General features: G+C 47.9%; 24 protein-coding genes and 1 tRNA gene. 10 read left to right on the top strand and 15 right to left on the bottom strand.

Annotated elements, in window-relative coordinates; genetic code table 11:
- Positions 1–67: 67 nt before the first annotated feature.
- The 6 genes from QZZ54_RS07335 to QZZ54_RS07310 all read right to left on the bottom strand — a co-directional run bounded on the left by QZZ54_RS07335 (position 68) and on the right by QZZ54_RS07310 (position 6,221).
- Positions 68–155: transfer RNA gene (locus tag QZZ54_RS07335), tRNA-Ser, on the bottom strand.
- A gap of 302 nt (positions 156–457) precedes the next feature.
- Positions 458–1,663 (bottom strand): cell division protein FtsZ, encoded by a 1,206-nt coding sequence (gene ftsZ, locus QZZ54_RS07330; RefSeq protein ID WP_290700919.1) that lies wholly within the window; start codon positions 1,661–1,663, stop codon positions 458–460.
- A gap of 147 nt (positions 1,664–1,810) precedes the next feature.
- The gene (ftsA, locus tag QZZ54_RS07325) at positions 1,811–3,046 is read right to left on the bottom strand and encodes a cell division protein FtsA (protein ID WP_290700917.1); all 1,236 of its coding nucleotides are present in this window, start codon (positions 3,044–3,046) and stop codon (positions 1,811–1,813) included.
- 594 nt (positions 3,047–3,640) lie between these two features.
- Positions 3,641–4,312: a gamma-glutamylcyclotransferase gene (locus tag QZZ54_RS07320; protein WP_290700914.1), complete on the bottom strand. Its 672-nt coding sequence runs from the start codon at positions 4,310–4,312 to the stop codon at positions 3,641–3,643.
- The gene (rmuC, locus tag QZZ54_RS07315; RefSeq protein ID WP_290700911.1) at positions 4,309–5,835 is read right to left on the bottom strand and encodes a DNA recombination protein RmuC; all 1,527 of its coding nucleotides are present in this window, start codon (positions 5,833–5,835) and stop codon (positions 4,309–4,311) included. The genes QZZ54_RS07320 and rmuC overlap by 4 nt, the downstream gene beginning before the upstream one ends.
- A 35-nt stretch (positions 5,836–5,870) precedes the next feature.
- Positions 5,871–6,221: a hypothetical protein gene (locus tag QZZ54_RS07310; RefSeq protein WP_290700908.1), complete on the bottom strand. Its 351-nt coding sequence runs from the start codon at positions 6,219–6,221 to the stop codon at positions 5,871–5,873.
- Between the two features lie 151 nt (positions 6,222–6,372).
- Here QZZ54_RS07310 and QZZ54_RS07305 point away from each other — a divergent pair, with 151 nt between their 5' ends.
- The 8 genes from QZZ54_RS07305 (at position 6,373) to QZZ54_RS07270 (ending at position 12,486) form a co-directional block, all read left to right on the top strand.
- Positions 6,373–6,696: a hypothetical protein gene (locus QZZ54_RS07305; RefSeq protein ID WP_290700905.1), complete on the top strand. Its 324-nt coding sequence runs from the start codon at positions 6,373–6,375 to the stop codon at positions 6,694–6,696.
- Positions 6,693–7,334, top strand: coding sequence for a class I SAM-dependent methyltransferase (locus QZZ54_RS07300; RefSeq protein ID WP_290700903.1), 642 nt, complete (start codon positions 6,693–6,695; stop codon positions 7,332–7,334). Before QZZ54_RS07305 ends, QZZ54_RS07300 begins: the two co-directional genes overlap by 4 nt.
- Before the next feature lie 95 nt (positions 7,335–7,429).
- Complete coding sequence (locus tag QZZ54_RS07295; RefSeq protein ID WP_290700901.1) at positions 7,430–7,849, top strand: hypothetical protein; 420 nt, start codon at positions 7,430–7,432, stop codon at positions 7,847–7,849.
- 32 nt (positions 7,850–7,881) lie between these two features.
- On the top strand, positions 7,882–10,239 hold the full coding sequence (locus QZZ54_RS07290) for a YdbH domain-containing protein (RefSeq protein ID WP_290700899.1): 2,358 nt from the start codon (positions 7,882–7,884) through the stop codon (positions 10,237–10,239).
- A 70-nt stretch (positions 10,240–10,309) separates the two neighbouring features.
- Positions 10,310–10,510 (top strand): YnbE family lipoprotein, encoded by a 201-nt coding sequence (locus QZZ54_RS07285; RefSeq protein ID WP_366645245.1) that lies wholly within the window; start codon positions 10,310–10,312, stop codon positions 10,508–10,510.
- Positions 10,511–10,521: 11 nt separating this feature from the next.
- Entirely contained in the window at positions 10,522–10,854 is a 333-nt protein-coding gene (locus QZZ54_RS07280; RefSeq protein WP_290700897.1) for a YdbL family protein, read from the top strand.
- A gap of 22 nt (positions 10,855–10,876) precedes the next feature.
- Positions 10,877–11,398, top strand: a complete 522-nt coding sequence (locus QZZ54_RS07275; protein WP_290700894.1) for a disulfide bond formation protein B — start codon at positions 10,877–10,879, stop codon at positions 11,396–11,398.
- A complete protein-coding gene (locus tag QZZ54_RS07270; RefSeq protein ID WP_290700891.1) occupies positions 11,398–12,486 on the top strand; it encodes a lipid A deacylase LpxR family protein in 1,089 nt (362 codons plus the stop codon). The genes QZZ54_RS07275 and QZZ54_RS07270 overlap by 1 nt, the downstream gene beginning before the upstream one ends.
- A 175-nt stretch (positions 12,487–12,661) precedes the next feature.
- Here the strand turns inward: QZZ54_RS07270 and QZZ54_RS07265 are convergent, their stop codons facing one another.
- Positions 12,662–14,689: a TonB-dependent copper receptor gene (locus QZZ54_RS07265; protein WP_290700888.1), complete on the bottom strand. Its 2,028-nt coding sequence runs from the start codon at positions 14,687–14,689 to the stop codon at positions 12,662–12,664.
- Between the two features lie 368 nt (positions 14,690–15,057).
- Here QZZ54_RS07265 and gcvP point away from each other — a divergent pair, with 368 nt between their 5' ends.
- Positions 15,058–17,964 (top strand): aminomethyl-transferring glycine dehydrogenase, encoded by a 2,907-nt coding sequence (gcvP, locus tag QZZ54_RS07260; RefSeq protein WP_290700885.1) that lies wholly within the window; start codon positions 15,058–15,060, stop codon positions 17,962–17,964.
- Positions 17,965–18,107: 143 nt separating this feature from the next.
- On the opposite strand, the gene QZZ54_RS07255 is transcribed toward gcvP, so the two are convergent.
- From QZZ54_RS07255 to QZZ54_RS07235, 5 genes are all read right to left on the bottom strand, one after another.
- Entirely contained in the window at positions 18,108–19,010 is a 903-nt protein-coding gene (locus tag QZZ54_RS07255) for an MBL fold metallo-hydrolase (protein WP_290700882.1), read from the bottom strand.
- Between the two features lie 29 nt (positions 19,011–19,039).
- Positions 19,040–19,192: a hypothetical protein gene (locus QZZ54_RS07250; protein WP_290700879.1), complete on the bottom strand. Its 153-nt coding sequence runs from the start codon at positions 19,190–19,192 to the stop codon at positions 19,040–19,042.
- A gap of 147 nt (positions 19,193–19,339) precedes the next feature.
- Positions 19,340–19,738 (bottom strand): hypothetical protein, encoded by a 399-nt coding sequence (locus QZZ54_RS07245; protein ID WP_290700876.1) that lies wholly within the window; start codon positions 19,736–19,738, stop codon positions 19,340–19,342.
- Between the two features lie 97 nt (positions 19,739–19,835).
- Positions 19,836–20,603: a glutathione S-transferase family protein gene (locus tag QZZ54_RS07240; RefSeq protein WP_290700873.1), complete on the bottom strand. Its 768-nt coding sequence runs from the start codon at positions 20,601–20,603 to the stop codon at positions 19,836–19,838.
- 53 nt (positions 20,604–20,656) lie between these two features.
- Complete coding sequence (locus tag QZZ54_RS07235; protein ID WP_290700870.1) at positions 20,657–21,223, bottom strand: cytochrome b; 567 nt, start codon at positions 21,221–21,223, stop codon at positions 20,657–20,659.
- 129 nt (positions 21,224–21,352) lie between these two features.
- On the opposite strand from QZZ54_RS07235, the gene QZZ54_RS07230 reads away from it, so the two are divergent.
- Entirely contained in the window at positions 21,353–22,240 is an 888-nt protein-coding gene (locus QZZ54_RS07230) for a LysR family transcriptional regulator (RefSeq protein WP_290700867.1), read from the top strand.
- An 80-nt stretch (positions 22,241–22,320) separates the two neighbouring features.
- Here the strand turns inward: QZZ54_RS07230 and QZZ54_RS07225 are convergent, their stop codons facing one another.
- The 3 genes from QZZ54_RS07225 to QZZ54_RS07215 all read right to left on the bottom strand — a co-directional run bounded on the left by QZZ54_RS07225 (position 22,321) and on the right by QZZ54_RS07215 (position 23,970).
- On the bottom strand, positions 22,321–22,539 hold the full coding sequence (locus tag QZZ54_RS07225) for a hypothetical protein (RefSeq protein WP_290700864.1): 219 nt from the start codon (positions 22,537–22,539) through the stop codon (positions 22,321–22,323).
- Positions 22,540–22,855: 316 nt separating this feature from the next.
- Complete coding sequence (locus QZZ54_RS07220) at positions 22,856–23,197, bottom strand: hypothetical protein (protein WP_290700861.1); 342 nt, start codon at positions 23,195–23,197, stop codon at positions 22,856–22,858.
- A 560-nt stretch (positions 23,198–23,757) separates the two neighbouring features.
- Positions 23,758–23,970: a hypothetical protein gene (locus QZZ54_RS07215; protein WP_290700858.1), complete on the bottom strand. Its 213-nt coding sequence runs from the start codon at positions 23,968–23,970 to the stop codon at positions 23,758–23,760.
- Positions 23,971–24,177 lie beyond the last annotated feature (207 nt).

Raw genomic sequence — 24,177 nt, 5'->3', positions numbered from 1 at the left:
CACTTGCGCATCATTGAACGTATAAATAGAAGATAACTAATTGATTTAAAATAATAAATCAGAAAGATGGCGGTGAGGGAGGGATTCGAACCCTCGATACCTTGCGGTATACACACTTTCCAGGCGTGCTCCTTCGGCCACTCGGACACCTCACCACGTATTTATTTACGATATCTTTTCAGATTTATAACTGCACGCTAGCGTGCTGGTTACCGTCGTGTAAACTCCGACATTCTCTGATGCCGATATCAGAGGCCGCGTACTTTAATGGAATTCAGGGTTGAAATCAAACATATGGAAAGCTTTTTAACGACTTTTTTAGGATTCGTTAAAAACGTTAACTTAGTACGGAATATAGAGGCTGAAAAAAGAAAACCCCGCCCGGGATAACTCCACAGGCGGGGCAAGTTTGGCTTTTAAAAGATAAGGGGTGGGACATACCCCAATGGGCTACCTTTTAGTCAGCCTGACGACGCAAGAACGCTGGAATATCCAGGAATTCCATGTCATCGGTACCAGTTTTCTGTGTTTCAACAATAGGCTCCGGCTCTACTACCGGATTATCCTTAGCGCGTACAGATTCGTTACGATTACGCATAACGGTTGGTAGTTCCAACTGGCTGTAGTCGCTCACAGCGCTGGCGGCCCGACGGGATCCTGCAGCAGCAGAAGCGGAATTACTCACCACTCGAATATCCTGCTCTACAACACCACCCAAACCGGTCGCAACAACCGTCACTTTAATTTCTTCAGTCATTTCAGGGTCGATAACCGTACCCACTACAACGGTCGCATTGTCAGAAGCGAACTCTTCGATCACCTGACCTACATCGCTGAATTCACCCAGACCCAGATCCAAGCCTGCAGTGATGTTCACCAGAATACCGCGAGCCCCCATCAGATCGACATCTTCCAGCAGTGGGCTGCGCACAGCTGCTTCTGCTGCTTCAACCGCACGATTATCACCACGGGCTGAACCGGTACCCATCATAGAGGTACCCATCTCAGACATCACAGTACGTACGTCGGCGAAGTCAACGTTGATCATACCCGGGCGAATAATCAGGTCAGAGATACCCTGTACCGCACCTTTTAATACATCGTTAGCTTCATCGAAGGCTTTCATCAGGGTGCAGTTTTTACCCAGCACCTGGAGGAGTTTCTCGTTGGGCACGATTATCAGAGAGTCTACATTCTCAGATAGTTCTTTGATCCCCTCTTCGGCGATCAGCATCCGCTTCTTGCCTTCAAACGGGAAAGGCTTAGTGACTACGGCAACAGTCAGGATGCCTAACTCTTTAGCAACTTCAGCAACAATTGGTGCTGCACCCGTACCGGTACCACCACCCATGCCTGCTGTAATGAAAACCATATCAGCACCGTTGAGCATCTCAACGATCTGATCACGATCTTCTATTGCCGCCTGACGACCAATATCTGGATTCGCGCCTGCACCCAACCCCTTAGTGATCTCGCCACCGAGTTGCAGGACGTTACGGGAATCCATATGATTCAGTGCCTGAGCATCCGTGTTCGCACAGAGAAACTCAACTCCGTCTACTTCACTGGATACCATGTGCTGCACAGCGTTACCGCCGCCACCACCAACGCCAATCACCTTGATGACCGCGTTCTGCGCTATATTATTGACTAATTCAAACATGTCCCATTCCTCCAGGTTCGTGCCCAACCCGCACCTGTTGCATTGCGTTTAATTCATCTGTTTTCTGTCACACCCTGCGAATTCAACACTCGCAGGCTCGTCAGAACTATTTATTTTTCTCTCGGGGTCTCTTTATAAAAAGAGCTTTTAAAAATTCCCCTGGAACCAGGATTTCATCCGGTTCAATACATTTGGACGCTCTACGCTGTCTTCAACCGCGACCGCTTCGCCCAGATGTTGATTATCTTGTTTAGCATATTGCAGTAAGCCAACGCCGGTTGCGTAGATAGGGCTACAGAGGATGTCTTCCATCCCCCGAACCCCTTTCGGTAGCGCCAGTCGCACCGGCATATGGAAGATCTCTTCCGCCAGCTCTACAGCCCCTTCCATCTTCGCCGTACCACCGGTTAGTACAATGCCTGCGGCGGCTAAGTCTTCAAACCCACTGCGGCGCAACTCTGCCTGAACCAGGGTAAATAACTCGTCATAACGAGGCTCAACCACTTCAGCCAGTGCTTGTCGTGACAGATCTCTGGCCGGTCGGTCACCAACACTGGGGACCTTAATGGTATCTTCCGCACTGGCCAGTTGAGCCAATGCGCAAGCATATTTAATTTTGATATCTTCAGCGTGAGGCGTCGGTGTCCGTAATGCCATGGCGATATCATTGGTTACCTGATCACCCGCAATAGGGATCACCGCTGTATGCCGAATCGCGCCACCGGTAAAGATGGCGATATCAGTGGTACCGCCACCCATATCGACCATACAAACACCCAGCTCTTTCTCATCTTCCGTCAGTACCGAGTAACTGGAAGCCAGCTGTTCAAGTACTGAGTCATCCACTGCCAAACCACAACGCCGTACGCACTTTTCAATATTCTGTACCGCGTTAACTGCGCCGGTTACCAGATGAACTTTGGCTTCGAGCCGTACACCTGACATTCCTAACGGTTCGCGAATACCTTCTTGATTGTCGATCACATATTCCTGCGGCAGTATGTGCAGGATTTTTTGATCTGCGGGAATAGCCACCGCACGGGCGGCATCAATCACCCGTTCCAGATCGTGTTCCATCACTTCACCATCGCGAACCGCGACAATACCGTGGGAGTTCATGCTGTTGATATGACTGCCAGCAACGCCAACGGTGACCGAGTGAATCTTGCAGCCGGCCATCAGCTCGGCCTCTTCCACTGCCCGTTGAATCGAATGCACGGTGGATTCAATATTGACCACCACGCCCCGCTTTAAACCGCGTGACTCATGGGAGCCAATGCCAACGATATCGATCGTGCCATCCAGGCCAACTTCGCCCACCAGACACACCACCTTAGAGGTGCCGATATCCAGTGCTACGATCATATTGCTCGTCATTGCCATATCCAGTCAGTTTCACTCTTAATATCCGCTTCATGCTAACTAAAGCGGCATTAGCAGACCTCTTCTACCCAGCTCTGCACATTACTTGGTCAATTGCGGATATTTTCATCCGATCAGCGCGCTCTTTTTGCCGCTACCGATATTATTTACAACTAAAGCAAAAAATAAACCAAAAAAATAATAAAAATGGGTATTTCTTTAAAGACAACGCTTTAGCAATTAAATAATTTATAAAAAAATGCTCTATTTAACTATATCGGCAAATATCTGCCATCTTTAGCGCTAAATACCCTTGCCGCTTCTGCCTTTGCGGCAAATATACCATTTATTTACTTACCCCTCTATTTTTATCATATATCGCAACTTTTTTGTACAAAAAATATACAAAAATCAACATTAAGTTTTGATTAATAATATACACTTCAATATTTAATCTTGACGTTTTTAAGAATTTTCAATATTTAATCTTGATGATTTTAAGAAATTTCAAAAGGCAGTTTTGATTTTTCATTAAAAATCAAAAGATCATATTGATATAAATAATTTGTAGTTTCTGATGAATAAAAAAGACAAGTAAATACAGAGAAAAAGAATTCAGCGACCGGAACGATAGCTATAGCCGGTATCAAAACTACGCCAGTTTTGTAGCTCTACAGACTGCTGCAAGTAAGTTCTGATGTTCGTCACACCATCTGCCAGATAACTGCTATCGAGGAAATTATCCAGCACCTCTTCACCCTGCGAGGACGCTGCCTGAAGGCAGAACGCAAGATAGCGAGGGAAAGGCAGAATATCATCGCGCCAGAGCGCACCCGTATAATAACGCCCAACCCTCAACTCATACTCCGCCGGGGTTATACACTTATTCAGGCGGTACTCCATATCATCATAACCGGTGCACATCCGCCCAGATGTTTTAGCCCCCCGCCGCTGCGATGAATCGCTACCTAGGCTATTACAGCGTAAAGTTTCGACCTCTACCCAGCGAAACCGATGTTCCCGCTCATAAAGCTCGACAAAATCTTCCGGTGTGCATTCGAACTGGCTACAGATAATCTCACAATGATCGTCGGGTTCGGTGGAGCAGGAAGCCAACTCCCGGCTACTCGGGTCTGCACCATGGCGACTGAGAAAAACAACACCCACTTTATTAAAGATACGACGATAACCGGGGACACGGACTAAACGAAAATTTTGCAGTGCTGGCACGGTCTGTCTGGCGGAAGCCTCAGATAATAGCGAACCGTAACCAACCACCGAGATCATCTGTCGAGGATCTCAAGTTGTTCGGCATCAGGGTCCGACTCAGAGGCACTCTGGGCCAGCGTTTTATCCAACTCTTTCTTATTCTTAACGCCTAATTTATGCAGCGAAGCCGCCTGATTGACCAGATTGCCCCGACCACTGCTGAGTCGCTTATGCGCGGTATCAAAGGCGTTCTGAGTCCGCCCAAGATGGCGACCCACATCATCAAGCGATTCGACAAAGCCGACAAATTTATCATGTAGCTCACCACCACGATGGGCGATCTCCTGAGCAAAACGATTCTGCCGCTCGTAGCGCCAGATATTATTGATCGTACGCAAAGTAACTAACAGGGTGGATGGGCTCACCAGAATAATATTGCGTTCATAAGCAGAGCTAAACAGCTCTTTATCCTGTTGTAGCGCTAACAGAAACGCCCCTTCCACCGGGATGAACATCAACACGAAATCCAGTGAACGAACCCCCTCCAGGTTTTGATAGGCTTTCTCACTCAACCCGCGGATATGGTTACGAATCGATTGCAGATGTTCCGTTAGCGCCCGGTCTTGCAATACTGTTTCATCGGTAGAGCAATACTGTTCATAGGCGGTCAGCGAGACTTTTGCATCGACGATGACATCTTTATCATCCGGCAGACGAATGATTACATCTGGCATATAGCGCTGCCCCTCTTCATTCAGAGAGACCTGGGTTTCATACTCATAACCCTTTCGCAGACCCGACTGTTCCAGCACCCGCTCGAGTATCACCTCACCCCAGTTACCCTGCGTCTTACTTTCGCCTTTCAGCGCGTTAGTCAGGTTAACCGCATCAACACTCATCTGTTGATTCAGCTCTTTCAGGTGGGTGATCTGCTCATATAGAGAGCGGCGATCTTTCGCTTCTTTATCGTAAACATCTTCAACCTTGCGCTTGAACTCACCCAGTTGATCTTTCAGAGGAGTCAACAGCGAGCCCAGCGAGTCTTTATTAGCGGCAGTAAACTTGGCGGATTTCTCTTCAAAAATTTTGTTCGCCAGGTTCTGAAACTCAGATTTCAGCTGATCCCGCGCTTCTGTCAGCAATTGTAATTTCTCTGACTGCGATTCACGTTCACTTTCCAATCGGCTTTCCAGTTCGGCAACGCGCGCCTGCCGTTGGCTTAGCAATCGCTGCAAGTTATCCAGTTGTTCCTGAAGTTCTGCCAACTGCTCATCCTGGCTTAACTTCTGGGACTCAACCTGTTGCAACCGCACCTGATCCAGCTCGAGTTCACGCACCTGAACGCTGACCTGTTGCATCTCCTGCTCAAGATACTGATGCTTATCGCTCGCTATACTCTGTTCAGCCTGAAAACGCTCAAGCTGGTCCTGTAGCTTCAGAACCTCGCTTTCCTGATGCTGGCGAGCGGTTTCGTACCGGCCTTTAAGTTTCAGCTTAACCAGCTGCATCAACATCAGCCCAAACAATAAGCCCAGCCCAGCACCGATGATTGCGCTTACAAGAGGATCATTGAGTAATTCAGTCAGCTGAGCAGAGGTCATCGGCATTCCCAACAGAGGGTGTCATATATGTTTGTTTACCAGAAATGGTACAACAGTCCGGCAGAAATGAGTGTCAGTGGCAGCATGATGAAGAGGTTCACTTTGTTACCAAACATACGCTGGGTAATACCGACAGATAGCGCAGGGAATGTAAGAAATATACTACTCAGCGGGATCCACCACTCCAGCAAACGAAACCCGTAAGCCAATGAACCAATGAGCGTCAGTGCACCTACATTGCCCGCCATAATCACCATCACCATACCATTTCTGCTCTGCAGAAAAGCGGGCTTATCTTCATCGGCCAGTTTATTCAGTTGCCCGGCACTCAGCGCCACAGACATGGAAACAAAACCGGAAAAAATAAACAGAATCAGCGGTTCCAAGGTGATACTCCAAATTACGTAGATATTAGAACGGATATTGTAAGGGATTTTTCCGCCTCAACCTATGGTATAGACGGCGATCTTGATTAAAAATATATTTCTCTTTAGTCGCGCCATATACTCAGGTTTAACCCTTAACAAGGTACCGCAGATGAAACACCTTGCTCTGCCAGTAGCGCTATTTCTGTTTCAATCGACGCCCCTGATAGCGGAACCCACCCAATATGAGGTGATCGATAATAGCTATCAGGTCTGTCTCACTGAACCCTTATATAGACAGTTACTTAACTTTTCGCTCTATGGCGTCGGCAAACCACCCACGCAAGGCTGTTTCAACGCCTCGGCTGGTGCAAAAGCGATTATCCTTCAGTGCCCGGAAAGTGATATTATCCTCTGCCAATTTCGCCTGGAGTCTGATGGTACTGATGCTATCGAGGTCTGGGCCAGTAAAGTGATGTTGAGAGAGATAGAATGACCCAGTATCTGGTTGATGAAGCCATTGAAGATTACGCCTTTATTCATACCGGCGAAGAGCCCCCCCTGCTGCAGGAACTGATCGATAAAACCAACGAAAACATGGGCTGGCCACAGAAGCTATCTGGCCGTCTGGTTGGCCGTACGTTGAAACTGCTCAGCGCGATCCACCAGCCTAAGAATGCGCTTGAAATCGGTATGTTTACCGGTTATTCCGCGCTATCCATCGCTGAAGGGATGCCAGATGATGGACGACTCATCTGCTGTGAAACCAACCCCCGTGCAATCGAGTTTGCCCAAACTTTCTATGACCGAAGCGAACATGGTCACAAGATTGAAGTGATCTTTGGCAAGGCACTGGAGACCATGGAAAAACTCGACATTGAATTAGACTTCACCTTTATCGATGCCGATAAGCGTAACTACCTGAACTACTACAACCGGGTGAAAGAGATGACCCGCCCCGGTGGATTGATCGTTCTGGATAACGTGCTCTGGTCCGGTAAAGTCGTTCAGCCAGAATCAGAAATCGATGACATCCTAGTTGAAACCAACCGCATTATTGCCCAGGACCCAGATGTAGAAAACGTCTTCCTGACCGTGCGAGATGGCCTGAACGTCGTCAGAAAGCTTAGATAACTGAGATCAGGAAACTGATATTAGGCAACTGATATTAGGAAACTAAGCTCAGAAAACCAGCGTCGCCAACCGACTTAACACAGGGTTATTTCACCATGCGCTTTATCATTCGTGCCTGCGATAACATCTTTACTATTGAGCCTATTGAACCTTGTGATAGCCAGACAACACCTGATATCGCAGCCGAAGAGTACCTCATAGAGAATGCCGATACCCTGCTAAGGCTCTACGTTGATACCGACCGAGATACCCCTCTGTTCACAACTTTACAAACCTTACGTGACGCATTTTTAGAGGATCTGGATGAAGTTGCAATCCAGGCAGAGATCTATGGTCTGATACATTGGTTACTGAGTGATAACGGCATCCGTGCAGAAGGGGCTTCGTTGGAAGAGACCGCCGACCGCCTCAGTGATATTGATATTGAGTCCGACAGCGACCAGTATACAGATATCATCTTTCACCTGAAGGATGCGGTAGACCGGCTCTACGAGATGGAACTGGACGACCTGTAACACTAGCGATTATCAAAAACAGGGAGGACTCAATGCGCAAACTGCTAATCGCGACAGTTCTCCTGCTTATCTTCATCGGCAGCTTTTATGCGGCATTACCCGCCATTGCCGAATACAGCGTCCGCCAGGTACTCACAGATCATCAGATCAGCGCCAGTTTTGATCTAAAACGACCGGATCTGAATCGCATTGAAATCAGCAAGCTTAAACTACAAAAAGAGACTGCCGCTGAGTCTTTCATACTCACCGCCGAATCCATCAGCATCAACTTTAATCCCTGGCAGTTATTCAACGCACAGCGTATCAAAACCCTGAACGTCGAAACGCTTAAATTTGATCTGACACTAGACTCAACAGTCAATAAAGAGGCGGCAGCTCAAGATAAAGACCTGTCCCAATTGCCATTCCCACCCCTGCCCTCCTATTTGCTCAGTCAGATTCCCGCTGACAATATCACCCTGTCAGATGCCACCATTAATATAGTGGCTACCGGCAAGACACCCGACAAAAGCATCACTTTTTCCGGCAGTGTCACCGCCAATCAAGAACAGTTAACGTTTAAAATTGAACGAATCGAGAATGCGCCCGAAACCCAGCTGCAACTCATCATAAACAACCAGGACAGCGGAAAGCTGACCGTTTCTGTCGATCAAGCCCCCCTGATACAGAGTGATTTTAAGCTGACCGTTGAAGACAATCAGCTTAAAGCGCATAACCAAAGCACCCTGCTCCTTGAACAACTTAAACCTCTGCTGCAACAGCCTTTGTTAACTCAGCTTGCAGAGCTTCCAGACACGACCAGCCTGCCGAACATCTCCGGCACCGTCACCATCCAGGGCAACAGTTTAATCCCGCTGAGTGGCAAGCCGTCTTCCGCCAGTCACCAATACCAGATAACCAGCAAAGCAACTGTTCAGGAACTGATAACCCAAATCAGTCGATTGAATGTGCAACAGGACAGCAGGCTAACGCTGGATAACGGCGAACTTATTCTCAGTATTCAACATCTCTCGGCCATCGCAGAAAGTCTTAACACCGGTGGTACTCAGCCGATCAGCTCAGACAAGGTTCAGATTGATCTACAGCAACCGATAGAGCTAACCAGCTCACTGGATCAACTCAATCAATCGGGCCTTAACAACATCTCATTGCCTGACACTGAATTCCTACTGCGCTTACAACCGGTCACTATCGAAGCGCAGGGGCAACCAGATACCCTAATCACAACACCGCCTGTCAGCCTTAAATTATCAGAACTAATTTTGGCCGAAAACAGCGTTAAAGCGAGGCTAATAGCCAACAATATTGAGGTACGCTCTGGCCAACTTCTATTACCACTGATCAATCTGAATAACAGCGCAACGATTACACCGGATAAGATCACTAACCGCTTCACTATTCGCTTACAGGACCCTCTGCTTAGCAGAGGTATCGAGATTTCCGGCTCCAGCAAAACCGACCCAAAAGCTAATCACAGCACCGCCTACTGGAAAACATCTGTGCCACTCACCGGTATCGAAAGGCTGGCGTTACGTTATGTTCCACAACTCCCCCCTGAACTGGTTTTCACTGACGGAACCCTGCGACACCAGGGATGGCTCGATCTGAATAGCTCCGGTATCGCCTTAAGATTTTTAAATCGAGCCGAAAACACCAGTCTCAGTTACGACCAGACCCACCTCTACGATATCAATGGCAGTTCAGAAACTGTTAAGAGCCACAGAGGTAAGCTCAGTGATACTGGACAGCTGAAGATCACCTTTATCGATGCGGGTGTGCCACTCGAAAATTTTTCCGGCAGCTATCGCTTCGAACAAAGCTCGACAGGGAAACAACAGCTGCAGCTCTATAGCAGTAATGTAGATCTGTTGGGTGGAAGGATCACCACCCTTCCGATCAGTATGGACCCGAAGGAGCCTGACTTTGACACCGCAATAGCGGTCACCGGAATCCATCTGGAGCAGCTGATGGCATTGGAACAACAAGAGGGACTTACCGGTAGCGGCACGTTGAATGGGCAGATGCCGATCAGCTTTAAACAGGGACAGCTGACCATTACGGATGGACAGATAAATAGTACACCGGAGGGTGGCTGGATAAGATTCATTCCGCCACCAGCGTTTATGGCGATGACCCAAACCACTCCAGCGCTGGGGATCGCCTTTGATGCTATGCGTAATATGAAATATCGGAGCCTGGGGATTAAGCTGGACTACCAGCCGGAAGGAACGGCTCTGCTGAAAACTCATTTTAAAGGACACAACCCGGACTGGAACAACAGCCAACCGGTTGACTTAACAATCAATATTGAGGAAAACATCCCCAAACTGTTACAAGCCCTTCAATTTACTGATAAATTGACGGAAACACTTGAGAAGCGCTACCGTTGACCCTATACCCGACAACCGGGATTTCACAACGGCATTACTAACTTGCGCTACTATTGACGGAGAACAGCATATGTATATGCCAAAAACACTACAATCGCTGACATTGTGCAGCCTGATACTGACGGTGACGGCCTGTGCGCCGACTGTTCAGGTCGCTGTTCCTAATGAACCGATTACGATCAATCTCAATGTGAAAATTGAACACGAGATACTGATTAAGGTCGATAAAGAGATTGATAGCCTGTTAGAAGAAAACAGCGAATTATTCTGAGGAGCGGTAACATGAAACAGTTAAAAACAATTCTGACCTTCGCGACCCTGTTACTCAGTCTGGTTTTCACACCTGCCTGGGCAATAAGTCTGAGTGATGCTAAAAGCCAGGGATTAGTTGGCGAACAGCTAAACGGTTATCTGGGTGAGGTGAAAAGCTCTCCCGAGATCAGTGCGCTGGTGAAATCAATCAACAGCAAACGCCGGGCAGCTTATGCCGCAAAGGCTCGTAAAGCGGGTGTCGATGTTAATATTATGGAATTGCGAATCGGTGAACGTCTGATTCAGCGAGCTCCGACAGGTCAGTATGTAAAAAGTCCGAATGGGCAGTGGAAGCAAAAGTAACTTAATAAATCAGGACAGCCATGTGAGCACCTTTGGAGTATCAGGTAAGCCCTCATATCGTTCAAACAATGCGCTGGGTTTTCTACTCTGCGTACTGAGCCTCACGGCAACAGAGCTCTATATCGAGCCCTATATAACGGAGCAGAATTGCGCCCTGTGCACCATTATCAGGTTGATACTGGTGGTTATGGCCGGTCTGTTTCTGGTCAGTTTTTTACTGAATCGAAGCATGATCTTTCAACGATCAGCAGCAGTCATACATCTGCTGCTGATCACTTCAGGTATAATCACCTCTGTGCGTAGCCTGTTCGCTGACCCGGGTGATCTGTCATCTGCCTGCAACTTAAGCAGTGCTAGCCTATTCGAACAAGGTAGTTTCAATGCCCTATGGACGACACTGGATAATGCAGCCAATTGCCCCTATCCGGCCTGGCAAATTTATCAACTGAATGTGGCCCACCTGTCACTGGTTCTGATGCTGATCATGCTCGTCGTTGTATGGAAAATACTTATTAAAAAACAGCAGAGAAACCTGTTCTTCTGATGACAAAAATTGCCGTTCTATTAGCTGCGGGGCTAACCCTCTCTCCATCATTGCTAGCCGCACCTGTGGCACTTTACGGCGATACCGATAACCCGGGCACCCTGACCTTCTATCTGGAAAACGATCTGTTCGCCGATACAGACCAGCAATACACCAACGGTATCCGTATCTCCTGGACCTCTCCGGACTTAAGCAGCTACCTGGATGACAAAAGCCTGCCCGTATGGTCCCGCCGGTATAACCGGTTTATTACCTCTCCGTTGGGGCTATTTGACGATACTCCACCGAAGCAGGATGAGATTGTACGAAACCTGGTGATCACTCTAGGGCAACAGATGTACACCCCAAAAGACAACCTCCGAACCACCATTGATCCTGACGATCGCCCCTACGCGGGTTGGCTCTACCTCGGAATGGGCTATAACCTGAAACATAAACAGCGAATGGACTCAGCGATCCTCAATATTGGTATGATTGGCCCAGCAGCGATGGCACAAGAGGCTCAGGACGCTGTTCATGACCTGCGCGGCATCGACAAGTTTGATGGCTGGGATAATCAGCTGAATAACGAGTTAGGCGTTCAGGTCGTCTATGAACGAAAATACCGGACTCCGGCGCAAAACATCAAAGGCGCATTAGAATATGACATCATCTGGCACGGCGGCGCCAGTCTGGGCAACGTTGCCACTTATGTAAATGCCGGTACCGAGATCCGATTCGGCTGGCACCTGCCGGATGATTTTGGCACCTCTTCCCTACGCCCTGGCGGAGATAATAGTGCTCCGGGTAGTAACGACCCGCGCACCCAAAGCACCACCGGTTACAGCCGTGATCAAAACTTTGGCCTACATGGGTTCATCGCTTTGGATGGTCGCTGGGTACTGCGGGATATCTTCCTCGACGGTAATACCTTCAGCAACAGCCACTCTGTGAATAAGAAAAATCTGGTAGGTGATCTCAGCGTCGGTGCCAGCATGCTGATCGAAGACTGGAAGCTATCCTACTCACGGGTCTTCCGTAGTAAAGAGTTTGATACCCAGGGCGAAACCCATAGCTTCGGCTCGTTCTCTGCTTCTTATAGCTTTTAAAAACGTCTAGTAAGTCACCACAAAGTACACCGAGGGTTCAGAGATAAAGTATTCATTTTATCTTTCCTCTGTGCTCTCCGTGCCCTCAGTGGTACCCCCCCCTAATCCAACGTTTCAGACATAAAAAAGCCGGATCAAATGATCCGGCAATACTAAAGAAAAACGTTCAAAGCAATCAGAACGACTGAGTCACTCTGATCCAAGCGCTGCGGCCCGGCTCAGCTACCTGGAAAGGATCAGGGCTCACTGAGTCATCACGGCTTTCATGCACGGTATACGCCTTATCAGCCAGGTTATCCACACCCGCCAACAGCCTTAAGCCCGTTTCAAATTCATATTGTGCATGCACGTTAACAACGCCATAACCGGGTGTTTTACGTACATCCTGACCACCGCAATTTGCACTACCACTGAGGCAAATATCTTGCTGACTCGCCACTAATTGCCACTCAACACCCACTTGCAAACGATCTTTCTGATAGTCCAGCGAGGTATTCAGTTCCACTGGAGCGATACGCGACAGCGATGTGTCGTCATCCAGGTTATTACCCACTGTCCAGGCCAGCGCGCTACCCAACTGCCAGTTATCATCTAACTGATAGCCGACATCTAACTCAGCACCATAAAGCTCAGCAGACACATTGCTATAGATATCACGGCTCTTCATACCCGCTGCAACCGTATTACGCAGGATGTAATCATCCACTCGGTTATACCAACCGGTTGCCGACCAGCTCATAGTATCTAGATTCCCTTGCAGACTAACCTCTAACTGATGATGTTTTTCTGGCTCTAGTTCAGGATTACCAATCCAGTCACCGGTCATAGTCATGCGTGCCATATAGCGCTCAGTCGCATCTGCGGTTCTTACACTGCGAGACAGATTAGTCTCTACGCTATATTGATCATTCAAACGGTGGGTCCAGCTAGCAAAGCCTCCCACATTATCTTCACTACGCTGCTCACCAGCACCAGCCGGCGTTCCGGTCATTGCCCAAATGGCCTGTGGCGTCAGACCACCAGCAACCTCATCCCGGCGAGTCGCTTCTGCAGTAACATGGTCATAACGCAGTCCGGCCCGGACAATATCATCTTTACCCAACACCTTTTCGCCTTCAGCAAACAGGCCGGTTTGATTAATCTCAACACCAGGCCATAACAGACGAGTTACAACACCTGTGCGTGTCTGCAGCTCTGCATCCCGCTCATTGTTCTGCATATCCGCACCGAAGGTCCAGTCAATATCAGCCAACCGCGCATCAAAAATCAGCCGGAACCCTTCAGTATCAGAAGTGGAAGGCGCCTGCATCTGCATCATTCCAGCCGGGCGTAGGCTGTAATTATCCATATTGTGCTTAACGTCAGACTTATACAGCTCAAGCTGCACCTGCTGCAGAGCACCCTGCTCAAATTCATGGGTCAGTTTCAGACGTGCAGTATCAGCATCCGCGTAGGGAGAGTCCATACCTGCACCGGCAAAGAGCACATCGTCCTCTTCTTGTTTTTCATAACTAGCTTCAAGCGTTGTCAGGTCTGACAGGCGATAACCGACCAATAGTGATTTAGACAGACTTTCAAACGATGAGCGGATCTCATTACCATCGCCATCTTCGTAGTTATCCCCTTCTGACTTGTGGCCTATTACTCGGATATAGCCATCGTCCGACCCGGCAGCCAGATCAGCGCCCAGCTCATAACGATCACCATTGCCGTGATAGCTGGCACTCAACTTGCCGCCGTAACTCTTTTCATCAAACTGCGGCCACTCACGCTCAAACAGTACGGTGCCGCCGGAGCCACCACCCCCATAAACAACGGTACGATTGCCTTTAATTACGGTGACACTGTCATAACTATCTACAGAGGTATACGAAGTTGGCGGGTCCATTCGGTTAGGGCAGCCCCCATGAATATAAGCACCATCCAGCAGGATATTTAGCTGTGTCTGGTTTTGCCCTCGGATAATCGGATCGATAGAGCGCCCCCCCATACGAATACCTGAAACGCCGCTCAGACTTTGCAGCAATTCACCACCATCGGTGGTTGGCGATGCCTGTACCGCGCCAGTCTCACTCTGCAGGGTATTTTCTACCTGCGGTAAGCCAGACGTTATCTCAATAACCAGGTTTTTATCATCATGGCCGGCGAACGCCGGAGCGGAAATAATGGCAGCAATCGCCAGCGACAGGGTTGTTTTAATCATACAGCGTTCCTTAGCAGTAACAGACATAAGCTTAGAGCCATTGTAATTACTCCCTCTGCTGCTGGGGTGTGACAGGATGCCGCACCGGGCGTGGCATAATGTCGCAGTCCTCTGTCACAGTGCTCTTTCGCACTCGTTATCATCCTCATTACCGCTATCACTCCCACTATCAGAAAACTTGTTTCCGATAGTGGATCATCGACTATTTTTTAATACAGCCGTCCACTAAAAAGCGGTATGATACGCGACCAAATTAGAGAGGCATTTAAGCTAGCTAAGACGCTAGACCGATAAGCCTCCAGATGCATCACGTACTACTTGCTTACTTACATACCACTTTCAATTTTGATCTTCGCAGGACACACACCATGAGCGCAGATAGCACCCTATCCCTGGCACAGCTGGAACAGACTGATGCATTTATCGGCCGTCATATCGGCCCAAACGCAACTGAACAACAGACGATGCTGACCGAACTGGGACTGGAGTCCCTTGATCAGCTAATCGAACAGACCGTACCGGGCAGTATCCAGCTGGATAAACCGATCAACCTGGGTGAAAGCCGCACCGAAGCGGATGTGCTGAACGAACTAAAGCAGATCTCATCGAAGAACGTTGTTAATCGCTCCATGATAGGTATGGGCTACACCGATACCATCGTGCCGAATGTTATCCTACGCAATGTGCTGGAAAATCCGGGCTGGTATACCGCCTACACCCCTTACCAGCCAGAGGTCGCCCAAGGCCGTCTTGAAGCCCTGCTGAACTACCAGCAGATGGTACTCGACCTCACCGGTCTCGATCTTGCCAACGCCTCCCTGCTGGATGAAGCTACCGCTGCTGCAGAAGCGATGACCCTGTGTAAGCGGATGTCTAAAGCGCGAAAAGCTAATATCTTCCTGGTGGATGAAAACCTGCACCCACAAAACATCAGCGTTATTGAAACCCGTGCTGAACCGCTGGGCTACGAGGTCATTGTCGGTGACTTGGACACCTTGATCGATCAGCATGAACCTTTCGGTGTTATCGCCCAGTACCCCGGCACATATGGTCACGTAAAAGATCTGTCTGAACTGATCGAGAAAACCCACGCTAAGAAAGCCCTCTTCTGTGCCGCTGCCGATATTATGAGTCTGGTGATGCTGAAATCACCGGGCGAGCTGGGCGCCGATGTTGTCTTCGGTTCTGCTCAGCGTTTTGGTGTTCCTATGGGCTTTGGTGGCCCACACGCGGCCTTCTTTGCCACCCGTGATGCTTATAAACGCTCGGTTCCTGGCCGTATCATCGGTGTCTCTGTCGATTCTCGTGGCAATCAGGCTCTGCGGATGGCGATGCAAACCCGTGAGCAACATATCCGCCGCGAGAAAGCGACGTCCAACATCTGTACGGCCCAGGTATTGCTGGCCAATATGGCAGGTTTCTATGCCACCTATCATGGCCCTGTAGGCCTGAAGACGATCGCGGGTCGCATCCATCGTATGGCCGATATTCTGGCTACCGGTCTGGCGAGTAAAGGTATTCAACTGGTTAATAACACCTGGTTCGATACCGTCACTCTAGCGCTGGGTGAGCAACGCGATGCAGCGTACGAAGCAGCTCTGACACTGGGTATTAATCTGCGTAAGGTCGGTGCCGATCAACTGGGTATCACCTGTGATGAGAAAACTAACCGTCAGGATGTTGCTGATCTTTGGCTTGCCATTCTGGGGGCCGATCACGACCTGGATCTGGATGCTATCGATACTGAGCTGGTAACTAACGGTTCCGGTTCTATCCCTGCTGAGCTGGTGCGTACTTCTGCAATTCTGAGCCATCCGGTGTTCAACACCCACCACAGTGAAACTGAGATGCTGCGTTATCTGAAGCATCTGGAAAATAAAGATATCTCACTAACCCATTCGATGATCGCATTGGGTTCCTGCACCATGAAGCTGAACGCCACCGCCGAAATGATTCCGGTCAGCTGGCCAGAATTTGGCGATATGCACCCATTTGCGCCGATTGATCAGGCCGCCGGTTACACCGAGATGATCAACTCTCTGGAACAGATGCTAATAGAGATTACCGGTTTCGATGCCATCTGCATGCAACCTAATTCCGGTGCTCAGGGTGAATACGCTGGTCTGCTAGCGATTCGTCACTTCCATATGGCGAACGGTGATGATCATCGAAACATCTGTCTGATTCCTAGTTCAGCCCACGGCACTAACCCTGCCTCTGCCGCACTAGCAGATATGAAAGTGGTTATCGTCGGCTGTGATGACAAAGGCAACGTCGATATGGCGGATATGCGGGCGAAAGCAGAACTGCATGCCGACAACCTCTCCTGCCTGATGATCACCTACCCGTCTACCCACGGCGTATACGAAGAGAGCATCCGCGAAATCTGCGAAATCATCCATCAGCACGGTGGTCAGGTGTATATGGATGGCGCCAACATGAACGCACAGGTAGCAATCAGTCAGCCGGGCGAAATCGGCGCTGATGTTTCTCACCTTAACCTACACAAGACCTTCTGCATCCCACACGGTGGCGGCGGTCCGGGTATGGGACCTATCGGTGTTAAAGCTCACCTGGCCCCCTTTGTGGCGAACCATCCAGTGCAGAAAATTGATGGACCTAACGCTGAAAATGGTGCGGTCTCCGCAGCCCCATGGGGTAGCGCTAGCATCTTGCCGATCACCTGGGTTTATATCGCTTTAATGGGCCAACCGGGGCTGCGTAAGGCAACTGAAGTCGCTATTCTAAGTGCTAACTATCTGGCGAAGAAACTGGGCGAACACTACCCGATTCTTTACACCGGTCGTAATGACAAGGTAGCGCACGAGTGCATCATCGACCTGCGTCCCTTAAAAGATTCCTCTGGCATCTCTGAAGAAGACGTTGCCAAGCGCCTGATGGACTATGGTTTCCATGCTCCGACGATGTCCTTCCCGGTGGCTGGAACCCTGATGATCGAACCGACCGAGTCTGAACCATTGGCAGAACTCGACCGTTTCATCGACGCGATGGCCGCTATCCGTCAGGAGATCGCGGGTGTTGAAGCAGGCACTCTGGATGCAGAAAGCAACCCACTGAAAGGTGCACCACACACACTGGAAGATCTGATCGATCCAAACTGGGATCGGTCATACTCTGCAGTACTGGGAGCCTTCCCACTGGATTCAGTCAAAGCCAATAAGTTCTGGCCAACCGTCAATCGTATCGACAACGTTTACGGCGACCGTAACCTGTTCTGTGCTTGTCCTTCGATTGAGAGTTATTCAGAAGAGTAAAATTGCTTAACCAGGGTAATTTAAGCTAGAAACCGACGGTTAAGATAAAAAAAGCCCCGCAACCAAGCGGGGCTTTTTATTTATCTCGAATAGATATCGATAACCAAACGGACAACCATTTTATTGGAATTGTCCTTCGTTGCTTACCAGCCCATATGATAATAGGCCCAGATACGTTCGATATTCATCGGTAGCCATTCTTCATAGTACTGCCAGTCCTGGTACTTTGGCAGTTTCACTTTCGCGCGTAACGCATCAGGACTATGAGTACCTGAGTCCATTGCGTCTTTCACCGCAGCCATCAGATCTTCAAGATAGACACGCTGTTCAGTCACAACTGAAGCGGGGTCAATGGCCGGTTGGTTCTGTGGCCCATGAGCAGATATTACATATTCAATATCCATTTTTTCGATCTCTTTTAAAGAGCGAATCCACTCATCAGGCGAGAAGTCAGGCATGTCTCTAAAGGCCACTCTGCGAGGGGTAACGATATCAACAACAAACAAAGCCTTCTCTTCAGGCAAACGCATGACAGCAAGGCTATCACCGTGGTTGGGGCCAAAGTACGACAACTCCAATGTGCGCCCACCTAGTTCAACTGTGTAGCTATCTTCGAAGGTGATATCGGGCATTGGAATGACGGGGCTTGGATGATCGCCCAGCTCTTTAACCAAGTTTGCATGGCCGATAAACTGCGCACCTTCTGCTTTGAAGATATTACCGCCTGAAATGTGGTCATGGTGATTGTGGCTATAGACTACATACTTAACAGGTTTGTCTGTTACCTTACGAATTTCGCTCTGCAATAGTTTGGCTGCTTTCGGGTTCAGCGGATCAGTCACAATAACGCCGTCATCGGTAACGACGAAAATATTACGGTAAACCCACCAACGAAATACATATAATCCATTGCCCAAATGTTTAACACTGTGGCCAAATTCCTGGCCACCCATCGGCTCTTGGGTCGGAAACTGCGGCGAAGCCACTGTAAATGTAGATAGTATCAGGCCAAATATTAATATGGCCTGCCGGATTGTCTTCTTCATAATGCTGCTCTCCGTTGTTGTAGTAGAAATCATTTATCCCACCACTCATTTTGAATCTGAGCGAGAGTGAAACTTTTACGGTCTTGAGCGCGTTGGTAATAACTTGCCAATAACGGGAAATCATTACCGTCGACCCAGTCGGTATAGCCCAGTAAAGAAGCTAACAAGTGAAACGAAAACATCTGAAAGCCCTATAAAATCTAAGACCTTTACTTGAATTCGAGCTTTATCCGGAGACTCCCTTACAGTAGAAATCCTCCACTAAACCTTTTGATTTAGTGGAGGAAGGGTGTCAATTTTTATACCTATTTATTGTCGTTAGCCCAAGATTAAAATTGCTTTAACCAGAGAGTACCAACAGTGTGCAAGGTATATGTTGCTACTTTCTTTTGAACTAGAGGCGTTTCATCCAATATTGCTTTAGCTTCTTTGTTTGTTTTTGCCTTAATAAAAAACATTACTTTTGCAGTGTCACCTTTACGTACAACGTCATGTGATTTTTCACTGTCAATATATACATTTTCTATAACGCCATCTTTCCATAACTCTAGTATTTTTTTAGAATGAACGGCGATCGTATTATTGAAAAGTTCGGCATCATTCGTATCTATGGACCATACAACAGCATAAGTCGTTCTTGCATCTGTACCTTCTGCAAAGGCTGTAGATATTGAAAAGAAACCAAGTAGCATAATTGAACAGATATAAGTAAGTAATTTTTTTCTCATGATGACTCTCTCAGGTTGATTATCGTTTTTGAAATAAAAGTAGATTAGTTTTTTCTTTAGCCTTCTTTGGCTTTTTTCTCCGTTGTTTTATTAAGAATTATTTATCCCACCACTCATTTTGAATCTGAGCGAGAGTGAAACTTTTACGGTCTTGGGCACGTTGGTAATAACTTGCCAATAGTGGAAAATCATTACCATCAATCCAGTCGGTATAGCCCAGCAGATCGAGCCTCGATAGCACCACTGTCCATATAACGTCAGCCAGGGAATAGATGTCGCCCAGTAGGAATGTGTTGCCGTTCATCTGTTTTTCAGCAAAAGAGAGGGACTCAACAGCGCTTTGCTCAATGTCCTTGATATGTTTTACGTCTACCCTGAACGTTTTGCTTTTCTCCGATCTGGCAGCACAAGCAAGATAGTTATTCTTAAGCTCTGGGTTCTGTTCAGCAAGTAACAACGATTTATTGATGCGGGCATCCAGAATTTTCTCAGACTTTTCCATGGAGGGATGGCGTGCATAACTGAGAATCTGAAGGTCAACCTCGTCAGCCAGATCGATGAGTTTATCCATTAGCTGGATATCACTCTTATTGGTTGGCAACAGTGAGTTACCTTCTGGCAATGCCGCGATAAACCGAATGATACTGGCTGAATTAGTGACAACTTTTGTTTCGGCGTCGTGACATTCCAGGGTGGGGATAACACCATTAGGGTTCAATTTTACATACCATGGTTCAAGCTGTTCTTGCTCTCGTACAATATCGATTACATTTGAAGACCAATCTAAGCCCTTCTCTTCTAATGCAAGGCGAACTTTCATTGAACAAACCGACAGTGGATGGTGATGCAGCGTTAATGAAGACATCGCGTTAACCTCAAATATCTAAAAAGTTGATAAAGAATAGTTCTCTAAAGTACTTAGACGCGTGGCTTTAACGGCACCATTCGGGGAAGAACATCTGCTTCGGGCGCATCCAGAAAGCGGTGCTTAAGCGCCCCGGCAACATGCATGAAGATCGCCGCCATCAATGTGTAAACTAAAATCCAATGGGCTTGCTTAGCCAGCCCTGCCATCTCTATATTTTTATCAAACAGCTGTGGCAGCTCGACCAGACCAAACAGGCTGACGGGAAAGCCTGCAAAGTTAGTCATGGCAAATCCGCTAAAGGGAATCACGAGCATTAATATATAAAGAGAAGCAGTGACGATGCGCGAGAGTGCCCGCTCCCAACCGGATAGAACCTCCGGCAACGAAGGTGAACGGTTAATACGGCTCCAGATCAAACGAAGAATGGCAAGCTGCATGAAGATGACACCAAAAGATTTATGCACCCCCATAATCTGTAAACGACTGGGATCTGCCTTATCCAACCCCGTCATATAAGTACCGACTGACACAAGTACTATCAACATCAGGGCCATTCCCCAGTGAAGCCATTTCGCTAATTTTCCATAGCTCTGCTCGTCAACCTGTACTGTATTCATAAGTCACCTCCATAAGAATTTTGTTAGCACCTAAAGCTTGGTGAAAACCATATGAGTCAAGCTTATTGTGTTCTTATAGATTGATATATAGTCTATGGGTGAACTCATTGTTCTCTGACAGGCACTAATGTGAATACTTTAACGTTGATGGAAACTTTTGCAGTTGTTGTGGAAGCAGGCAGCTTTACAGCGGCGGCAGAACGACTAGGACTATCCAAATCCTTCGTCAGTAAACAGGTATCTCTGTTAGAGCAAGACCTGGGCGCTCGCTTGCTTTACCGTACCACGCGTAAGCTAAGCCTTTCAGAGGAAGGTTCTCAGTTTTACAATCACTGCAAACTCATCATGGCAGAGGCGGAGAATGCCCGTGCCGAAATAATGGACAGCCAAAGCGCTCCACGGGGAAAGATTCGCATAACGGTTCCTCAAAGCCTCATAATCTCGGGCGTCAGTCAGCTGTTGATTCAGTTTCAACATCAATACCCCGATATTGACCTGAATGTCATTGCCAGTGGTCGGGTTGAGGATCTAGTGGAAGAAGGTATCGACATCGCTCTGCGAGTCGGTCAACTGGAAGATTCCAGTCTGTTATCCCGCCGGTTGGCAGAGTGCACTTTCCAGGTGGTAGCCTCTCCCCAATATATAGAAAAGTGGGGAGAGCCAACTCAACCGGCTGATCTGACACAACACAACTGCCTAATCTATGGTGATTCAAAATCGAATCGTGCCTGGCCTTTTCGAATGCCTAGTGGTGAATCAATCACGGTAAAAGTGAAAGGCAATCTAACCAGTAATGACGGGACATTAGTTGTCGATGGAATGTTAAATGGCCTGGGCATCGGTTTTGGCCCCAGCTTTTTGTTCAAGAAACAAGTTGATGAAGGCGCTTTACAGTTATTGCTCACCCAATATTACCAACAACCGACCACTATATCGGCACTCTACCCGCTCAGCCGTAATCTGCCCCGGCGGGTAAGGATATTGATTGATTTTTTAGCTGAGCGTTTATCTGCCTAAGACACAATGTTATACAACACATTTACTCAGGGCTGAGCCAAGAACGGACTTAAAGAGCCGATGTAGATTTCAAAACAGACTTAGGAAAAGGAACGCTGTGCCTGGTGGTTTTGATTGAGCATCATCTGGATAGCTTGTTTACGCACTGCATCTAGGTAGGCTTGGTAATCACTGAAGCCGCTTTCATGGGCGGCTAAATTGAGAGACTGATTCTCCGTCATGGCTTGCTGAATTTTCAGTTGTTTAGCCCGCTGTTGAAGTCTGCTGGTGTCTAGTAATTGCTGATTAGCCAAGTTCATGCTGCACCATCCCTTTTCAGTTAACAGAACATCAAGTGTAGAACGGAATTGAGAAGCCGCCAGACTGTTCGGGCTATATGGTGACACTTCATTGATCTCGATCAGCTTGGTATTTGTTATCTGAAGTTATACAAACAATTGGCTCATTCAGAGTTAGATCTTTTCTTGAACAAACCTATACACATTGGTTTAAAGGGATGGCTTGTGTCGTCAGCGACCCAGCAACTCCGACGGAACTGTGGATCAAAGATGATCACTACAATACCATTTGGCAACATGCTGTATAAGTCAGTGAAAGATCCTAAATACGAAAAAACTACTCTTCTTCCGAATTACTGCTTGAGTCCTCGTTTAGTTCCTCCTCAATATAGCGTCGAATATATTTCTTCCCGTTGCGGGTTATTTTATTAACCCAAAAACAAAATAGTGCGCCCACGGCTATAAAGATGATTCTGTATTCAGGGAAAAATACTGACAGTAGAATAGTCAGCACTATCGCACCCAAAATCGCCCATCTTCCTCGTTGCTGGACATTGAGTTGCAAAGCTTCAGCCTGAGCCGAACTGGTAATCTCCGCCTTAACTAATGAAGCCCGTAGAGACTCATACTCTTTCTGGCGGCGGGCCTTCGTACGCCCAAAGGGATCAAGCAGGTTCATAGGGTGTCTCTTGGATTAGATTGAATTAAAAAGATATTTCCAGGGTATCTTTCAGTGCTTTAGTCACCTGTCACTTTTGCAGTATCCGGATGGGTTTAGTTACACCCTTACCATCATATAAATAACAGAGCCTGAATCTCGAAATGTATCATACTCTGTTAAGCGCCGAGGGAATATTCAAACGATAACCCCGAGGTCCGTTACCCGACCGCTTCGCTTGGCTGAGGTCCGAAAAAACGAGTTCGTACTTTGTAGGAACTGTGCCCTCACAGCGATTCATTTAGCTTAGTGCCTGCTGATAGCCTTATCGGCGTGGGGTACCCAGAGGGCATGCTAGCACGCCTCGCTACAGTATGGTGGAAGAAACAGAAGTATAAAGATCATCTCCAAGCAACCAGGATACCTGCTGCCAACCCAAAGCAGACCTATTAGTTGAACTTCGGTTCTGTGCCATGGGGCGGCATTACGGCTCTACAAGCTGATATCTCCGAAAGCTGAAACTAACCCAAAAACAAGCATTAAGCTGAAGAGTAAAATTCGACTCATTATCACTCTAGGTGTTAACTCGTCGTTACACTCGTCGAAGTAGCGTCATGTTGCTTGAGAATATCTTCAATCTCCGGCTCGGTTTCATCCGCTATCATCACCTTGATTTGTTGGTTTTCATCATCAACAAAAATTTGTTCCTGCGGAATTCCGATTGCAATCAGATCATTTTTTGCGTTCTTAATTTGAGTAGCGGACTCATACGTTCCGGTTACGGTCTTAGTCATGGAGGTAGCCCTCTCGTATTCGGACTTAAATTACTTAGTCACAAGTTCAGAATAGTCGCTCTTCATGGAATACGTCCAGAATGCCGCCTATTTTTCTCTCTGGAGCCGCTGACCCAGTGTTGTGATAATAAGCACTGTAGTATTGGGTTTGTATGCTCCGCCCGTTAAAGCAGTAGTAGAGTATTCCCTATGCCAGTTCTGAGCCGA

This window comes from Amphritea sp., assembly GCF_016744155.1.
Taxonomy (GTDB): domain Bacteria; phylum Pseudomonadota; class Gammaproteobacteria; order Pseudomonadales; family Balneatricaceae; genus Amphritea.
This window is presented reverse-complemented; position numbering and strand designations above follow the sequence as displayed.

What these genes read in the sequence shown, in the direction of transcription:
- ftsZ (WP_290700919.1), bottom strand. Translation starts at nt 1,663, where the DNA reads ATGTTTGAATTAGTCAATAATATAGCGCAGAACGCGGTCATCAAGGTG.
- ftsA (WP_290700917.1), bottom strand. Translation starts at nt 3,046, where the DNA reads ATGGCAATGACGAGCAATATGATCGTAGCACTGGATATCGGCACCTCT.
- QZZ54_RS07320 (WP_290700914.1), bottom strand. Translation starts at nt 4,312, where the DNA reads ATGATCTCGGTGGTTGGTTACGGTTCGCTATTATCTGAGGCTTCCGCC.
- rmuC (WP_290700911.1), bottom strand. Translation starts at nt 5,835, where the DNA reads ATGACCTCTGCTCAGCTGACTGAATTACTCAATGATCCTCTTGTAAGC.
- QZZ54_RS07305 (WP_290700905.1), top strand. Translation starts at nt 6,373, where the DNA reads ATGAAACACCTTGCTCTGCCAGTAGCGCTATTTCTGTTTCAATCGACG.
- QZZ54_RS07300 (WP_290700903.1), top strand. Translation starts at nt 6,693, where the DNA reads ATGACCCAGTATCTGGTTGATGAAGCCATTGAAGATTACGCCTTTATT.
- QZZ54_RS07295 (WP_290700901.1), top strand. Translation starts at nt 7,430, where the DNA reads ATGCGCTTTATCATTCGTGCCTGCGATAACATCTTTACTATTGAGCCT.
- QZZ54_RS07290 (WP_290700899.1), top strand. Translation starts at nt 7,882, where the DNA reads ATGCGCAAACTGCTAATCGCGACAGTTCTCCTGCTTATCTTCATCGGC.
- QZZ54_RS07285 (WP_366645245.1), top strand. Translation starts at nt 10,310, where the DNA reads ATGTATATGCCAAAAACACTACAATCGCTGACATTGTGCAGCCTGATA.
- QZZ54_RS07280 (WP_290700897.1), top strand. Translation starts at nt 10,522, where the DNA reads ATGAAACAGTTAAAAACAATTCTGACCTTCGCGACCCTGTTACTCAGT.
- QZZ54_RS07270 (WP_290700891.1), top strand. Translation starts at nt 11,398, where the DNA reads ATGACAAAAATTGCCGTTCTATTAGCTGCGGGGCTAACCCTCTCTCCA.
- QZZ54_RS07265 (WP_290700888.1), bottom strand. Translation starts at nt 14,689, where the DNA reads ATGATTAAAACAACCCTGTCGCTGGCGATTGCTGCCATTATTTCCGCT.
- gcvP (WP_290700885.1), top strand. Translation starts at nt 15,058, where the DNA reads ATGAGCGCAGATAGCACCCTATCCCTGGCACAGCTGGAACAGACTGAT.
- QZZ54_RS07255 (WP_290700882.1), bottom strand. Translation starts at nt 19,010, where the DNA reads ATGAAGAAGACAATCCGGCAGGCCATATTAATATTTGGCCTGATACTA.
- QZZ54_RS07250 (WP_290700879.1), bottom strand. Translation starts at nt 19,192, where the DNA reads ATGTTTTCGTTTCACTTGTTAGCTTCTTTACTGGGCTATACCGACTGG.
- QZZ54_RS07245 (WP_290700876.1), bottom strand. Translation starts at nt 19,738, where the DNA reads ATGAGAAAAAAATTACTTACTTATATCTGTTCAATTATGCTACTTGGT.
- QZZ54_RS07240 (WP_290700873.1), bottom strand. Translation starts at nt 20,603, where the DNA reads ATGTCTTCATTAACGCTGCATCACCATCCACTGTCGGTTTGTTCAATG.
- QZZ54_RS07235 (WP_290700870.1), bottom strand. Translation starts at nt 21,223, where the DNA reads ATGAATACAGTACAGGTTGACGAGCAGAGCTATGGAAAATTAGCGAAA.
- QZZ54_RS07225 (WP_290700864.1), bottom strand. Translation starts at nt 22,539, where the DNA reads ATGAACTTGGCTAATCAGCAATTACTAGACACCAGCAGACTTCAACAG.
- QZZ54_RS07220 (WP_290700861.1), bottom strand. Translation starts at nt 23,197, where the DNA reads ATGAACCTGCTTGATCCCTTTGGGCGTACGAAGGCCCGCCGCCAGAAA.
- QZZ54_RS07215 (WP_290700858.1), bottom strand. Translation starts at nt 23,970, where the DNA reads ATGACTAAGACCGTAACCGGAACGTATGAGTCCGCTACTCAAATTAAG.